The organism is Vaccinium witches'-broom phytoplasma str. VAC (genome assembly GCF_000309405.1).
In the GTDB taxonomy this organism is placed as follows: domain Bacteria; phylum Bacillota_I; class Bacilli_A; order Acholeplasmatales; family Acholeplasmataceae; genus Phytoplasma.
On the sequence record NZ_AKIN01000032.1, the window covers coordinates 1 to 370 of the forward strand.

The following is a 370-nucleotide window of genomic DNA, read 5'->3' on the forward strand; positions in this document are numbered from 1 at the left end:
TATATAAAATGTTTTGTTTTTTCTTTATAATTCTTTAACATAAAGTTATCGAAAGAAGGATAAATTGGTAGATATATGGCTTTACATAATAATGATAATTATTATCTCATCGGCGAAAGAGTAAAAGTTGAAAACGAAAAAGAAATAGGAGTTGTTACTCGTATTGATTTTGACAATGGACTTATTTATGTTTTATTTAAAAGAATGAGAGAAGTTATTTATAATTATCCTGAAGTTTTAGAAAATAATATTATTAAACCTTTTTTATTGAAAAAATAATCTTTTCCATTAAATTAAATTTTTATTTTAATGTCGTTTTATCAAAGAAATAGTTGTTTTTATAAAGGCTATTTTTTTTTATTTATTAAAA

The 370-nt window shown here is 19.7% G+C and carries 1 protein-coding gene; it reads left to right on the forward strand.

Translation table 11 applies throughout. From position 1 onward, the window contains the following. Window positions 1–75: 75 nt before the first annotated feature. Window positions 76–279 carry a hypothetical protein gene (locus tag RI68_RS00895; RefSeq protein ID WP_017192517.1) on the forward strand — a complete coding sequence of 68 codons (204 nt, stop codon included), beginning with the start codon at window positions 76–78 and terminating at the stop codon, window positions 277–279. The last annotated feature ends 91 nt before the right edge of the window (window positions 280–370 follow it).

What these genes read in the sequence shown, in the direction of transcription:
- RI68_RS00895 (WP_017192517.1), top strand. Translation starts at nt 76, where the DNA reads ATGGCTTTACATAATAATGATAATTATTATCTCATCGGCGAAAGAGTA.